Here is a 14,998-nt window from a genome sequence, read left to right as displayed (position 1 = left end):
CCCTGCTAGCGCCATCGCGCCAGGTGGGTTTCAATTAAGTCACGCGAAATTGTGTAAGGCGGCGGCAGCGACGGCAGCTGCCGCGGTGAAAACCACGCGGCGTCACTAATTTCTACGCCATCAATTTTGATGCGCCGCGTGGTGGCTTCGGCAAAAAAGCCAAACATCAGCGAATGCGGAAAAGGCCACGCCTGACTATGGTGGTAACGCAGTTGGTCCACATGCACGCCCACCTCTTCAAATATCTCTCGATGCACGGCCTCTTCCGCCGACTCCCCAGGCTCAATAAACCCTGCCAAAGTAGAGTAACGCCCAGGTGGAAAACGCGGGCTACGGGCTAGCAGCATCGCTTCACCACTGGTTACCAGGGTGATGATACAGGGCGAAATACGCGGGTAGTTGCGATGTCCGCAGGCATAACAGTGCATCGCAAACTCTGCTTCAAGCTTGGTGGCCTTTTCACCACAGCGGCCACAAAACCGGTGGTTCTCTAGCCAAGCACCGACCTGTAATGCAGTCGAGAGCAGACCAAACCAAGAGGCAGGCAGTTCCCCAAGCCACTGGCGTCCGTCAATCCAGTCATCGCCCGGCTTATTCTCCACCAGCAGCGCCACGGGCTCATCGTGCCAGTAGCACAGCGGCTGCATGTGTTCGTTCCAGGGCTGAAACGGCTGGAGCGGGCCTAGCTCTCCGGTTAATGGCGCTGGCGCAATATGGCTACGAGAAACGCGGATCACCCGCCCTTCTCTAGCATGATGGGGAATCTCACGTTTAAGCATCGGCAGCTGTACCGTCTAACGATTCTTGAAACCAGCGCAACTGATGCGCTTCGCATTTGGCTTGATGAGCGGCGTGCTCTTCAGCAGTTGGCCTCACCACCCGAAGTTGGCCTGGGGTTAGCGAGAGGCGCTGTATTGAAAGCCCTTCGCTCGCCTGATTTTGCTGTTTTTTGTCACCACCACTTTCTGCATCTAACGTTAGCGCCGTTTGGCCGCCGGTCATTGCTAGGTAAACATCAGCAAGAATCTCGGCATCCAACAGTGCGCCGTGAAGTACCCGGTGACCATTATCGATGTCGTAGCGCTTACACAGCGCATCCAGGCTATTACGCTGGCCTGGGTGCATCTCCCGTGCCATGACTAGCGTATCCAGAATACGGCAGTGATCTCGCACCGGGCCTAACGCGGGTGCCTGGCGGCGCTTATTGAGCATGCCTAGCTCATGGTCAATAAAGCCGACATCAAAAGGCGCGTTATGGATAACCAGCTCGGCCCCTTCAATAAACGCCCAGAACTCATCTGCGATCTCGGCAAAGACCGGTTCATTAGCCACTTTGGCATCGTCAATGCCGTGTACCGCGACCACTTCCGCGTCGATGTGGCGCTCTGGGTTGATGTACTGGTGGTAGGTGCGCCCGGTAAAGCGTCGATTAATCATCTCGACGGCACCGATCTCTACCAGTCGGTGGCCATCTTTGGGGTCAATGCCGGTGGTTTCCGTATCTAGGATGACTTGGCGCATGCCGCTCTCCTCTGGTGTTCATCGATGGCTTCATTAGCCAACTCATCTGCACGCTCATTACCAGGATGACCACTGTGCCCTTTTACCCAGTGCCACTCTACTTGATGCCGCTGGGTTTCTTCGTGGAGGGTCTTCCAGAGCTCAGCATTTTTCACGGGCTGCTTGGACGCCGTTTTCCAACCGCGCTTAATCCAATTATGGATCCACTGGGTAATGCCCTGGCGCACGTATTGTGAGTCGGTCCATAGCGCCACTTCGCAAGGCTTATTGAGGGTTCGCAGTGCCATGATGGCAGCCATTAGCTCCATACGATTATTGGTCGTATCTGCTTCATAGCCTTTTAAGGTTTTCTGATGAGGGCCGCTTTCCAGCACCACCCCCCAGCCACCCGGGCCTGGATTACCTCGGCAGGCCCCATCGGTATATACCGTCACACGGGGCAGCCCCTCGGCGGCTTGCTTACTCACGTTCACTATCCTTTTTTAGACGACGTTGACCTGCCGGATACCGCATAGGCGCACCCGTGCGTGTGGCCCCTAACGATGAGGGCGACACAGGCGCGCGTAACCCAAATTTCACACGCTGAACCGGTGCATGGCGCTGGCGACGCTGCGCTTGAATCATATAACTTTCGCCCAGAGGAAGATTATGCCGACGCCCTAACGCCTCCCAGCGCTCTCCGCAGGCGGTGCTCATCGGGCCACGAAAGCAGCAATAGTCTACGCGCTCCACCTCAAAATCGACAAACGCCAGCCAATCCTTGAGCCGGCTCGCAGAGCGCCAATGGCCGCTCCAAGGGAAGTCTGCCTGCTGCTTGCGCCAGCGCTGGGTCAGCCCGTTCAAGCCTAGCGGGTTAAAGCCAAACAGTACCAACACGCCATTATCCGCCGTAACGCGCGCGGCCTCTTGCAGCGTGTAGTGCGCATCGGAAAGATGTTCTAACCAGTGATGAATGACAACGGTATCGAGGCAACAGTCGGGGAGCGCCAAACGATCCGGTGGGCATACCAACGTCGAGTCGCTGTCTTCCAACGCAAGGCTGGGTGCCCAGCGAATCGGGTGAGCGATTGCTGACATTGTCATTAATGCCGGCCCCATACCCATCTCTAGGCTATGCCTGCCCTTACGGCCCTCAACCACCGGGCCAAGGCAGGCCCGCTGGGTTTCCCATAGCGCGCGTCCTGCCTCTGTTTGCCAGTACGCCTGCGCGTTGGTCATGCGCTGGGCGAGGCTGGTGGCCTTTGGCGAATTTGACATAAACAGCGCTTCCCTCCACAGTAACGTCTTTTTAACGTCGTTATGCGCCTAGCTTCCGCGCGCACAGCCCGTCATTTTGAACCTTAAAGGATCTCGCCCATGCTGAGCGTGACACCGATTCCTGCCCTAAGCGATAACTATATTTGGCTATTAAGACAGGATACCAGTCAAAGTGTTTGCGTGGTGGACCCCGGTGAAGCCGCGCCTGTCATCGAGTTCCTCGAGCGTGAATCGCTCACTCTGGATACCATTCTGATTACTCATCATCATCAGGACCACACTGGCGGACTAGATGCGCTAGCCAAGCGCTATTCACCCCGTGTGATTGGTCCTGACAACCCCAGCATCAAAGGAATTGATGAGCGAGTGGGCGAAGGGGACCAAGTACGCATTATGGGGCGCCTGTTTGAAGTTATGGCCACTCCTGGCCATACGCTTGATCACATTAGCTACTTTACGCCGGGTATTCCTGGCCTGCTTTTCTGCGGCGACACGCTATTTTGCGCCGGTTGCGGACGCTTGTTTGAAGGCACCCCAGAGCAGATGTTTACTTCATTGAACCGCTTTGCGGAACTACCTGAAGATACCCTGGTCTTTGCAGCACATGAATACACGCAGGCGAACCTGACGTTTGCACGTGCTGCCGACCCTGATAATGATGCTGTTACGCATGCACTGCAGGAGTGTGAGAAGGCACGGATGTTAGACCGGCCTACTTTACCCAGCACGATAGGACGCGAGCTGAAAATCAACCCCTACCTGCGCGTGGGCACCGATAGCGTGCGCCAAGCGGCAGGCTCTCAGGGGGCAAACGATGATGACCTCGCCACGTTCACCACTCTACGGGAGTGGAAGAACCGTTTTTAAGAACGCTATCGAATAGAAACGAACCAAACTATGACCTATCGAACGATTCGCCAGCGCTTACTGTTAAGCGCTGGCAGTACCGTAATAATGGGCCTTTTTCTGGCCGCAGCGGCAAACTCTCAAGCCTCTGCCACTGACACAAACCGCACCTATACCCCTGTTAATGACGCATCGATGGACGACGGCAACCAGAAAAATGCCAATCGTTTTCAGCCTACTGCGTTGCATCACCACTTCTGGGAAGCCCTTGTGCTTGAACCCCAGGATGCCTGGAGTTCACTACGCTCAAGCTTCCAATGGCAGGAAAAAAAATTGCCTGCCGATGCTCAGGCTAGAGTCGATGAGTGGATTGAGTACTACCGCTCCAGCCCGCATAACATCGCGGCTATTACCGAGCGCGCCACCCCTTGGCTTGCCTGGATTGCGCAGCAGGTCAGCGACCGCGGTCTGCCCGGCGAAATTGCCCTGATTCCTTTCGTTGAAAGCTCGTTCGACCCCAGTGCGCGCAGTCACTTAGGTGCTGCTGGCCTGTGGCAGTTTATGCCAGGCACCGGCGATGCCTTAGGGCTGGTGCGTAACGGCAACTATGATGGCCGTTTGGATGTAGTGACTTCGACAGAAGCCGCTCTGGATTATCTAGAGATGCAGGCAGACCAGTGGTACGAAGGGGACCTGATGCTATCACTGGCAGCCTACAATGCTGGTGCCGGTACCGTGAACCGGGCTCAGCGCCAAGCACAGAGCCAAGGGTTGGATGGCAAATACTGGGATCTTTCCCTCCCCCACGAAACCATGCAATACGTGCCTAAGCTCAAGGCAATTGCGACGATTATTAATGATCCCGAGAAGTACGGTGTCAGCCTGCCGGATATCCATCCAGACCCCGCGTTTGCGAAAGTTCAATTGGAACAGCCGGTGAGCTTAGCCCAAGCCTCCCAGTTGTTGGATGTCAGCCAGTCCGCGCTGGCCGAGCTAAATCCTGGCCTGCTGAATGGCAGCCTCGACCCACGCAGTGCACAGACGCTTCTAGTGCCTGAAGAAGTTGATACTCAGGTATTAGCTCAGCTTTCGCAATCAGACGATACTGCGCTGGCCTCAGCCAGCACGCCTGCCGTGCACCGCGTTGAAAGAGGCGACAATCTTTCCGCCATTGCCGCGCAGTATAATCTTGATCAGCAAGACTTAATCAGGTGGAATGCTATAGATCGCCCGGAAGCACTGCAGCCAGGACAGCTGCTGTCGCTCTCTGGTCGTTAATACTCTTTGGCTACTAACGCATCAGATCAGTAGTTTAGAATTAAGGCTTTGCAAGGTGTTCACCTAGGTTTTGTTACTACAGGAAGTTGCCAATGCCACGTGGTGTGATGTTCACTAAAACGCTTTTGCTAATAAGCGGCTTGCTGCTGAGTTTGTCGCTATCTGCTTCAGATGAGACCGTTGACACCACCACTACTGCTGTTGAAACGGTGCATGGGCTATCGCTTTACGATAGCCCGGAATTGCCGGAAGATTTCGCCTACTTTCCCCACGTTAATCCGCAAGCTCCCAAAGGCGGCTCCATTACACACACCGCCGTAGGCGGTAGCTTCGATTCCACCAATCCTTTTATTATTCGCGGAACGCCCGCCACCGGCATTTCTCAAATTTATGACACGCTGATGGCCAGCAACCCCAATGAGCCGTTTAGCCTTTATGGCTTACTAGCGAAAGGCGTGCGCCTGGATCCTGAGCGCCGCTGGATTGAGTTCGACCTACGTGAGGAAGCCCGCTTTCAGGATGGCGAGCCGGTCACTGCCTACGACGTAGTATTCTCCTTTGACTTGCTACGTGAAGAGGGTAACCCCTTCTATGCCAGCTATTATGCGGGCGTTGAGCGAGTCATCGCTATAAACGAACATCAGGTACGCTTCGAGTTCAACGATACCGAGTCTCGGGAGCTGCCGCTGATTGTGGCCCAGCTCCCCATTCTTCCCCGCCACTATTGGGAACCCCGCGACTTTAGCGCCCCAACCCTGGAAGCACACCCAGGTTCCGGCCCCTACCGGATAAGCGAAGTGGATCCAGGGCGGCGCATTGTGTACCAGCGCAACGAGAACTACTGGGGCAAAGATCTGCCGGTCAACGTCGGCCGTTACAACATCGACCGCGTGGTATACGAATACTATCGAGACCGGGATATCGCCTGGGAGGCGTTTAAAGCCGGGTTAACAGATTTCCGTATTGATGCCCGCGCAGCCACCTGGGCCATTGGCTACAACTTTCCCGCCTACCAAGATGGCCTGATTAAGCGCATCACCGTTCCTGATGTAAACCCGTCGATGATGCAGGCGTTTGTCTTCAATCTCCGCGAAGAGAAATTTCAAGACCCACGGGTGCGTGAAGCCTTGAGCCTGACGTTCGACTTCCCCTGGTTAAACACCAATATTTTCTATAACACCTACGCTCGCACGGAGAGCTTCTTCCAAAACTCGGAAATGGAAGCCATCGGCGAACCCTCCGAGGCTGAGCTGGCGTTGCTCGAACCGTTTCGTGATGAGCTGCTGGCATCTCATCAGTCAGAGCGACTTTTCACTGATCCACTCCCCATTGAGCATCCGGTGGAGCTTCGTGAACGCTTAAGGCTAGCGCTTGAGCTTCTGCGTGAAGCGGGTTACCGCGTCGATGATGGCGTACTGGTTAATGCCGAAGGCCGCCCACTCTCGCTGGAGGTACTGCTTTACGACTCAGGCTTAGAGCGCGTTGTGCAGCCCATGCTGCGGAACATGGCGCGCTTGGGTATCCAGACCTCCCTACGCATTGTCGATATCAACCAGTACCTTAACCGCGTACGGGATTATGACTACGACATAGTGATCAGCCACTTCCCGCAATCCAATAACCCCGGTAACGAACAGCGGGACTACTGGACCAGCGCCGCCGCCGAAGCGCCGCAAAGCCGCAATCGGATGGCACTGGCCCACCCCGCCGTTGATGCCCTGGTGGAAGAGATCATTCGGGCAGAAGACCGCGAGTCGCTGGATACCGCTACCCGCGCCCTTGATAGGGTGCTGCGCTGGGGCTTTTATGTGATCCCCCACTATCACTCCGGCGAGACACGCATTGCAGTATGGGATAAGTTTGGTTACCCGGAACCATTTCCCGCCTACGCCATGGATTTAGATGCCTGGTGGGTAGATAGCGAACGTGAAGCAGCGCTGCAGCGACGTAATCGTCGCCGCTAGCGTTTGTCGTTGCGGCTGACCTTCGTTTATCACAATCGCTCACAACAATAGCCTGTTTACATCATTTCGTGGAGTGCACTGTGGCACGTTATACCCTACGCCGACTGCTACTAATGATCCCGACTCTGTTCGGGATCATGCTGCTTAACTTCATGATTGTGCAAGCCGCCCCCGGCGGGCCGATTGACCAAATGCTGGCGCGTTTTGAAGGCGCTAACGCCATGGCCAGCACACGGCTGGATATGGGCGGTGCCGATGTACAGATCAACGATGACTCCCGCGGGGCGCGCGGTATCGACCCGCGCTTTATCGAACAGTTGGAGCAGCAGTTTGGCTTTGATAAGCCTGCCCATGAACGCTTCATCGGCATGATGGCGGACTATCTCACCTTGGATTTCGGCACCAGCTTTTTTAGAGACAGGCCGGTGATTGACCTGATGATCGAGCGGCTGCCGGTGTCGATCTCCCTCGGTTTATGGACCACCCTGCTGGTCTATGTGATTTCCATTCCGTTAGGCATTCGTAAAGCCCTGCGCCACGGTTCACGCTTCGACGTATGGACATCGGGGCTGGTCATTGTCGGGTATGCGATTCCTGGTTTTCTGTTCGCCATTCTACTAATCGTACTGTTTGCTGGCGGCACCTACCTGGACTGGTTCCCGCTACGCGGGCTGACCTCGCCGGATTTTGCCGAGCTATCCGCTTGGGGCAAAGTGAAAGACTACTTCTGGCACATCACCCTGCCGGTTATCGCGGCGGCCATTGGTAGCTTCGCCACCCTCACCATGCTAACCAAAAATAGCTTTCTGGATGAAATCCATAAGCAGTATGTACTCACTGCCCGAGCCAAAGGCGCCGATGAGCAGCGCGTGCTGTATGGGCACGTCTTTCGCAATGCCATGCTAATTATTATCGCGGGTCTGCCCTCGGCAATGATCGGTATTTTCTTTACCGGCGCGCTGCTGATCGAGGTGATTTTCTCCCTGGATGGGCTGGGCCTGCTGGGCTTTGAAGCGGTCGTGCAGCGTGACTATCCGGTAATCTTCGGTACGCTGTTTCTCTATACCGTCATCGGGCTGCTGCTCAAACTGATCTCGGACTTAACCTATGTGTGGGTTGATCCGCGTATCGATTTCGCGTCGAGGGAGTCTTAATATGCACGTTCTTACCTCACGCCTCTCGCCTATTACCTTGCGCCGACTGGCAGCGTTTAAAGCTAACCGCCGTGCACGTATCTCGCTGTGGCTCTTTGGCATCCTGTTTATCATTAGCCTGTTTGCCGAGCTGGTCGCCAACGACAAACCTATTGTGATGCAGTATGACGGCCAGTGGTACGTGCCGCTGCTGGTGGATTATCCAGAAACCGAGTTCGGAGGTTTCCTCCCTACCCGTGCCGATTACCTGGACCCGTTTATCCAGCAGCAGATCAGCGACCACGGCTGGGCGCTCTGGCCGATCATTCCGTTCTCCTATCAAACCCTGGATATGCAGATGACGCAACCCTCGCCTGCGCCGCCAGATAGCCGCCACTGGCTGGGCACCGACGACCAGGGCCGCGACGTACTGGCGCGGGTGATTTATGGGTTCAGGCTATCCGTAGCATTTGCGCTAGTGCTCACCGCTGGGTCATTGGTGATTGGCGTTTTTGCTGGCGGGGTACAGGGCTACTTCGGCGGCAAGGTGGATCTCATTGGCCAGCGAGTTACTGAAATTTGGTCGGGGCTGCCGGTACTGTTTTTATTGATTATTTTGGCCAGTTTTGTACAGCCTGGCTTCTGGTGGCTGCTGGGTATCATGCTGCTTTTCTCCTGGCTGGGGCTTGTGGATATTGTTCGTGCCGAGTTTTTGCGGGCCCGCAACCTAGAGTACGTTCGCGCCGCCAAAGCCATGGGGCTTCCTTCACGGCTGATTATGTGGCGGCACGTACTGCCTAATGCCATGGTCGCCACGCTGACGTTTATTCCCTTTCTGTTCACTGGTGCCATCGGCACGTTAACCGCACTGGACTTCCTCGGCTTTGGGTTGCCACCGGGCGCTCCATCGCTGGGTGAGCTAGCCGCCCAGGGCAAAAATAACCTGCACGCCCCTTGGTTAGGGATCACCGCCTTTATGACCCTGGCGATCATGCTTTCCCTGCTGGTATTTATTGGCGAAGGCCTACGCGACGCCTTCGACCCACGCCATGTTAAACAGCGTCCTACTTCTATCCAGCAAACCTCTGTCCAGGAAACGTCTCATGTCTGAGCCTACTGCCAAACCGCTACTGCAACTTAATGAGCTAATGGTAGCCTTTGACGGCAAGGTTGTGGTGGAGGCGCTGTCGCTCACGGTCAACGCAGGGGAAACCTTGGCCATTGTAGGCGAGTCAGGCTCAGGAAAATCGGTCTCTGCCCTGGGCGCCATTGACCTGCTGCCCAGTAACGCAGAGGTACGCGGCGAACGCTGGTTGGAAGGAGCCGATCTTAACAAGCTAAGCAAACGCGACTGGAACGGCATTCGCGGCAATCGCGTGGGGTTTATTTTTCAAGAGCCGATGACCTCGCTTAACCCGCTGCACCGCATTGGCAAACAGATTAGCGAAACGCTGCGGCTACACCAAGGGCTGAGCGGTTCAGCCGCTCGCAGCAAAGCAAAAACGCTGCTTGAGCAAGTCAAACTGCCTCGCCCTGACGAGTTGCTGGATGCTTGGCCTCATCAGCTCTCTGGCGGGCAGCGCCAGCGGGTGATGATTGCCATGGCGATTGCCAACAACCCCGCGCTACTGATTGCCGATGAACCCACCACCGCACTCGATGTCACCGTGCAGCAGGAGATTCTCGCGCTGCTTAAAGAGCTGCGCGACCAGCACGGCATGGGCGTACTGCTGATTAGCCATGACTTAAACCTGATACGCCGCCACGCCGACCGCATCTGCGTGATGTATCAGGGCAAGGTTCAGGAAACCGGCCACGTTGCTGAAGTGTTTAGCAACCCACAAAGCGATTACACCAAAGCACTGATTGCCGCCGAACCCGAAGGCCGCCCTGCAGAACCCGCAAACACAACGCCTCTGCTGACAACACAGCAACTGCGGGTAAGCTTTAAGCGGCCTAAAACGGGGCTGTTTCAGCGCCAGCCTCCCGCCTTTGAGGCGTTAAAGGCCACCAACCTGACTATTGCCCCCGGTGAAACCCTGGGCATTGTTGGAGAGTCGGGGTCCGGTAAAACGACACTCGCCTCGGCGATTATGCGTTTGGTCGCCAGCCAGGGCGAGGTGCAGCTTGGCGATACACCGCTCAGCCAGCTCTCGGGTGACGCGCTGCGCCGCCAGCGCCATCGTCTGCAGATGGTGTTTCAGGACCCCTACGGTGCCCTTTCACCGCGGATGCCGGTATTCGATATTGTCAGTGAAGGCTTGCGCTTTCACTATCCAAAGCTTACCGATGCGGAAGTGGCCGAACGGGTACACCGCACCTTGTGGGAAGTCGGCTTACCGGAAAGCTGTGCGGCCCGCTACCCTCACGAGTTTTCCGGCGGACAGCGCCAACGCATTGCCGTAGCCCGAGCGATTATTTTAGAGCCGGAACTGCTGGTGCTAGATGAGCCCACGTCCGCCCTTGACCGCACCGTGCAAAAGCAGCTGGTTGTGCTGCTGCGCGAACTGCAAGCCCGCCGCCAGCTTAGCTATCTGTTTATCAGCCACGACCTTGCCGTGGTACGGGCGATGGCCCATCGGGTCATGGTGCTAAAAGATGGCGAAGTGGTCGAACAAGGCAACTGCTTGGACGTACTTGCTGCCCCTCAACACGCCTATACCAAAGCACTCATCGAAGCTGCGCACTTGCACTAAGTGCCTGCTTAACTTTTTATTTAAGCAATTTTTCGGATGTTCTGCTGCCTTTAGTCGAAACAAGATAACGGTATAAAATATAGTATTTTTACACAAACAAGATACCGCAATGGACATCTAGTCCATTGCGGTATCTCAACGGAAAAAGGTCGCTTAAAAGCTGGCGATCTCTTCCGGGGTAAGCTCCCGCCATTCGCCAGGAGCAAGGTCATCGGGCAGCAATACATCACCAATCGAGCGGCGATGTAGCGCGTTAACGTGGTTGCCTAAAGCGGCAAACATGCGCTTCACCTGATGGTAGCGCCCTTCGGTAATGGTGAGTTCCGCTTGTTGCGGGGTGATAAAACGCAGCATGGCGGGCTGGGTAGGCGTTTCCTCACCTTCCAGTAAGATACCCTCAGCCACCTGTCCTATCGCCTGCTGGGCGGCCTCGCCTTCCATCGGCTCAGCCAACTCCGCTATATAGACTTTGGCACAGCGGTGGCGTGGCGAGGTAACTCGGTGCGACCATTGGCCATCATCGGTCAGTAACAGTAGGCCCGTGGTATCCACATCTAGCCGCCCTACTGGCTGCAGCCGCTCCACTTTAGGTAAGTCGATAATGTCGATTACCCGCGGGTAGAGACCGCGGCGGGCCGTACACTCCACATCCACCGGTTTATGCATCATCACGTAGCGCAGCCCCACTAGGGCGAGCCGTTCGCCGTTAAGCTTCACTTCGTCGTGTTCGGTATCTACCTGGGTGGCCGCCTGCTTGATCGGCTCGCCGTTGAGCGTCACTTCACCGTTTTTGAGCGCCCGTTTTGCGAGGCTGCGGGTTAGTGGTGTGGTCTCACTTAAAAAACGATCAAGGCGCATTATTGCCCCACTCCTGGCAGCAACGAAAAGCGGTCGGCATCTTGCCAGGCAGGAAATTTTTCACGAAAGGCATCTAGGTCCGTTTTATCTAACGTCCCCGTTTCAATAAACGGAGTATGGGCGGGATGGTCGATCAGCGGTTCGCCTTTAAAATCGACCAGCATGGAGTCGCCGCTATAGGCCAGCCCCTTGGCATCTTCACCCACGCGGTTAACACCCACCACGTAGGCGAGGTTTTCCACCGCGCGCGCCTGTAGCAAGGTTCGCCACGGATGCCGCCGAGGAGCGGGCCAATTAGCCACGCACAGGATGGCATCATACTCGAAATGCTCGCCCTCTGCTGGCTGCTGGCGCATCCATACGGGGAAACGCAGGTCGTAGCACACGCTGAGCTGCAGCTTAAAACCGTTGAGTTCTACGATGTGGCGCTGCTTGCCCATGCCATAGCGTTCATGCTCCCCGGCCATGCGAAACAGGTGGCGTTTGTCGTAGTAGCTCACTTCTCCCGTTGGCGTTGCCCACACCATACGGTTGTAGTACTGGCCGTCGTCAACAATGGCGACGCTGCCGGTCACCACGCAGCCCCTTGCCTTCGCCTGGGTTTGCAGCCAGGCAACGCTTTGGCTCTCTTTCATGGGCTGCGCCATTTCCCGGGAATTCATCGTGAAACCGGTGGCAAACATCTCTGGCAGTACAATCAGGTCAGTGTCGCGACTATCTAAATCACCCAGCAGTGCCTCTAAATGCGTGTGGTTGGCTTGGGGATCTTCCCAGCGTAAGTCGCACTGCACCAGGCTAGTTTTTAATTGACTCATGCCACGTCTCCTTTGCATCGGTGTCTTTATCAATTGTGTGCTAGATTAGCATTTTTACTTAATGAGGCTGCTATGCTTCCATCAGCTCCTCGGGACCCTGAAGCGGTCAAAGGCGTCATGTTTGGCTTAACCGCCTACACCATGTGGGGGTGTTTCCCGCTGTTTTTTGCCCTCTTTGACGGGGTTCCGGCCTTTGAGATCTTGATTCACCGCATTTTGTGGTCGTGCCTATTCCTGGTGGGGCTGATTAGCGTGTTGGGCCGCTGGTCACCGGTCGTGGCTGCATTGGTGCAGCCTAAGCGCTTGGGCCGAGTGTTAGCCTGCGCGCTGCTGATCGCCTTTAACTGGGGCATCTATATCTATGCGGTGGAGAGCAAACAGGTGCTGCAAGCCAGTTTAGGCTACTTTCTCACCCCGTTGGTGAATGTAGCACTGGGCATGCTAGTACTTCGGGAAGTCATGGCGAAGCTACAGCTTGTGGCGCTGGGCCTCGCCAGCCTTGCCATTGCGATTCAATTTATCATGCTGGGTGAATTACCGTGGCTTAGCTTGCTGCTTGCTCTTAGCTTCGGCAGCTATGGGCTGTTTCGTAAGCAAGTGCCACTGGATGGACTGTCAGGCCTCTTCGTGGAAACGCTGCTGCTATTCCCGCTGGCGCTAATGGCGCTTACCTGGATGAGCTGGCAGGGCGAGTCACATTTCCTCCACGATGCGCCCATGTCCGCGCTGTTAGTCGTGAGCGGAGTCTTAACTGCCCTGCCGTTGATGGCCTTTGCAGGCGCGGCGCGTCGCTTACGCTTGGCCACGCTGGGGTTCTTAATGTATATCAACCCCAGCATTCAGTTCCTAATTGCCTTGACGATTTTCGGTGAGCCCCTGGGCATGATCCAACTCGCTACGTTCTTGATGATCTGGACCGGTCTTGCGCTCTACTCATGGTCATCATGGCAATCACGCCCGCGTCAAGCGGTGGTTTGACGAAGCAGTCGGTAACGCTGGCTGCTCTTTATGGGCCACACTGGTTGCGGTGTGTTTTTCCGGCTGGTAGCCAACACGGAAACCGCCCCAGTGCTTGCCATTAATATAAATCGGCACTGAGAGGTCGTGCATGATCTCGCCAGTATCACGCTTGTAGGTTTGCAGTAGCAGCGGTTTCTCGTGGGCACCGCAGCGACTACCGGTAGGATCGTCGAAAATACGCTTGCTGCGGCAATACTTCAGATCGTGATCATAATCGCCAGTTGGCGGGCGGCTTACCGCAGCATTGTGGGTAGGCACGTAGCCGTTACGGTCACAAGCAATGGCATAGCTCAAGCTATACTCGGTAAGTAGTGGCTCCTGTAAGGTAGGAAGATGCTGGTCTGTAAAGGTGTCAAAGCCCGTATGGTAAAGCGGCGGCCGGGTGCCGCTGATGGCAGCGTAGTCCGGTTGGAACAACGCGCTTTCCGATAGCTCGCCACGGATAATGGCTTTTTCAAACAGCTTGCCGATGCGGTCAGCGGTTTGGCGGGCAACCAGAAAGACGGTTTGATGCCGCCCCTGTAGACGCTGCTGCGCCAGTTCGCCGTCAACACCTTCTGCGGCATCCATGAGCGCACGCGCCTGAAGGGCCAACTCGTGCATGTTGCGGTTGCCTTCATCTACATCGTCCTCCAACTGGCTCAGGCTGTCGGCCACCGTTTGGCTATGTTCTTTAGTACTGGCCATAGCATCGGCAACGCTGGTGATCTCCTGCTGGACTTGATCAAACTCTTCGGTCATCGTGGCTAAGCTGCTGCCTACTCGTTGCATCCCCTGGGAGCGTTCGCGAACCCGCGTCATCAAATCCCCCATGGTGGCCACCACGCTCTGACCGCTCTGATGCATATCTTTGACCAGCTCATCAACGCTTTGCGTCGCCGTCGAAGTCTTCAAAGCGAGGTTACGCACTTCTCCTGCGACCACAGCAAAGCCCCTGCCATGCTCACCTGCTCGAGCGGCTTCAATGGAGGCATTCAGTGAAAGCAGATGGGTCTGTTCGGCAATGCCTTCAATCATTGAGGTGACGCTGCGCACACGCTCAATTTTATCGTTGAGTGCAGTCAGCATATCCAGCGCTTGGTTAGAGCGCTCAGCCACATCGGTCATATCATGGATGATAGCAGTTAGTTCATCGTGATTATGATGGCTAGCTTGCTGAGCATTATCGGCAAGGGCAGCCACCTGGGTAGCACTGGCACTGACCTGCATAATGGCAGCATTGATAGCGCTCATACTAGAGGATGCTTCGCTAGCCATAGTCTCCTGTTTGCCCAGCCGCTGAGCCATCAAGTCAGCGTAATGGGACACTTCCGCCGAGGCAATGGCCGTGCTACTGGCACGATTCATTAACCGGTAAGCCATAGCGCGCAGCGAGCCATAGTCTCTCAGGGGTTTTAGCCCGCGCACCGATTGCTTCAACCGGTGCTGATCAGCGCTATAAACACTATATAACCCGACAGCCATCACCCCCATACCACCCAATGAAGCGCACAACACAGCGAGGTATTTCCAAGCACCTGGCTGAGACACTAGCCCGATAGAGGCTATCAGTAGTAGCAATGGCACCAGCCAACGAAGTAGTCGCATGTGAGGCACTCTTTTTTTAGTTG

At 55.8% G+C, this 14,998-nt stretch carries 14 protein-coding genes; 7 read left to right on the top strand and 7 right to left on the bottom strand.

Annotated features, from left to right (window positions below; all coding sequences use genetic code 11):
• Positions 1-5 precede the first annotated feature (5 nt).
• The 4 genes from nudC to AC13CY_RS09090 are packed head-to-tail and all read right to left on the bottom strand — an operon-like array spanning position 6 to position 2,778.
• Positions 6-779, bottom strand: coding sequence for an NAD(+) diphosphatase (gene nudC / locus AC13CY_RS09105; protein ID WP_348664865.1), 774 nt, complete (start codon positions 777-779; stop codon positions 6-8).
• Complete coding sequence (gene dnaQ, locus AC13CY_RS09100) at positions 772-1,521, bottom strand: DNA polymerase III subunit epsilon (RefSeq protein WP_348664866.1); 750 nt, start codon at positions 1,519-1,521, stop codon at positions 772-774. Before dnaQ ends, nudC begins: the two co-directional genes overlap by 8 nt.
• Positions 1,503-1,988 (bottom strand): ribonuclease HI, encoded by a 486-nt coding sequence (gene rnhA / locus AC13CY_RS09095; protein ID WP_058577914.1) that lies wholly within the window; start codon positions 1,986-1,988, stop codon positions 1,503-1,505. The genes dnaQ and rnhA overlap by 19 nt, the downstream gene beginning before the upstream one ends.
• The gene (locus AC13CY_RS09090; protein WP_228168453.1) at positions 1,981-2,778 is read right to left on the bottom strand and encodes a class I SAM-dependent methyltransferase; all 798 of its coding nucleotides are present in this window, start codon (positions 2,776-2,778) and stop codon (positions 1,981-1,983) included. The genes rnhA and AC13CY_RS09090 overlap by 8 nt, the downstream gene beginning before the upstream one ends.
• Before the next feature lie 99 nt (positions 2,779-2,877).
• Between AC13CY_RS09090 and gloB the strand changes: the two genes are divergently transcribed.
• The 6 genes from gloB to AC13CY_RS09060 all read left to right on the top strand — a co-directional run bounded on the left by gloB (position 2,878) and on the right by AC13CY_RS09060 (position 10,695).
• Complete coding sequence (gene gloB, locus AC13CY_RS09085) at positions 2,878-3,645, top strand: hydroxyacylglutathione hydrolase (RefSeq protein ID WP_074210562.1); 768 nt, start codon at positions 2,878-2,880, stop codon at positions 3,643-3,645.
• 30 nt (positions 3,646-3,675) lie between these two features.
• Positions 3,676-4,902, top strand: coding sequence for a transglycosylase SLT domain-containing protein (locus AC13CY_RS09080; protein WP_228168454.1), 1,227 nt, complete (start codon positions 3,676-3,678; stop codon positions 4,900-4,902).
• 92 nt (positions 4,903-4,994) lie between these two features.
• Positions 4,995-6,866, top strand: coding sequence for an extracellular solute-binding protein (locus tag AC13CY_RS09075; protein ID WP_172514481.1), 1,872 nt, complete (start codon positions 4,995-4,997; stop codon positions 6,864-6,866).
• Positions 6,867-6,946: 80 nt separating this feature from the next.
• Positions 6,947-8,020, top strand: coding sequence for a microcin C ABC transporter permease YejB (locus tag AC13CY_RS09070; RefSeq protein WP_483052476.1), 1,074 nt, complete (start codon positions 6,947-6,949; stop codon positions 8,018-8,020).
• Position 8,021: 1 nt separating this feature from the next.
• A complete protein-coding gene (locus AC13CY_RS09065) occupies positions 8,022-9,110 on the top strand; it encodes an ABC transporter permease (RefSeq protein WP_287837125.1) in 1,089 nt (362 codons plus the stop codon).
• Positions 9,103-10,695: an ABC transporter ATP-binding protein gene (locus AC13CY_RS09060; protein WP_483052475.1), complete on the top strand. Its 1,593-nt coding sequence runs from the start codon at positions 9,103-9,105 to the stop codon at positions 10,693-10,695. The genes AC13CY_RS09065 and AC13CY_RS09060 overlap by 8 nt, the downstream gene beginning before the upstream one ends.
• A 153-nt stretch (positions 10,696-10,848) precedes the next feature.
• Here AC13CY_RS09060 and AC13CY_RS09055 read toward each other — a convergent pair whose 3' ends face one another.
• Positions 10,849-11,553, bottom strand: coding sequence for a pseudouridine synthase (locus tag AC13CY_RS09055; protein WP_172514484.1), 705 nt, complete (start codon positions 11,551-11,553; stop codon positions 10,849-10,851).
• Positions 11,553-12,368, bottom strand: a complete 816-nt coding sequence (locus tag AC13CY_RS09050; protein ID WP_044629157.1) for an amidohydrolase — start codon at positions 12,366-12,368, stop codon at positions 11,553-11,555. Before AC13CY_RS09050 ends, AC13CY_RS09055 begins: the two co-directional genes overlap by 1 nt.
• Before the next feature lie 72 nt (positions 12,369-12,440).
• On the opposite strand from AC13CY_RS09050, the gene rarD reads away from it, so the two are divergent.
• A complete protein-coding gene (rarD, locus tag AC13CY_RS09045; protein ID WP_172514485.1) occupies positions 12,441-13,346 on the top strand; it encodes an EamA family transporter RarD in 906 nt (301 codons plus the stop codon).
• Here rarD and AC13CY_RS09040 read toward each other — a convergent pair.
• Positions 13,320-14,975 (bottom strand): methyl-accepting chemotaxis protein, encoded by a 1,656-nt coding sequence (locus AC13CY_RS09040; RefSeq protein ID WP_172514486.1) that lies wholly within the window; start codon positions 14,973-14,975, stop codon positions 13,320-13,322. The genes rarD and AC13CY_RS09040 overlap by 27 nt on opposite strands.
• Positions 14,976-14,998: the final 23 nt, after the last annotated feature.

This window comes from Vreelandella sp. L-15 (assembly GCF_056857635.1).
This window is presented reverse-complemented; position numbering and strand designations above follow the sequence as displayed.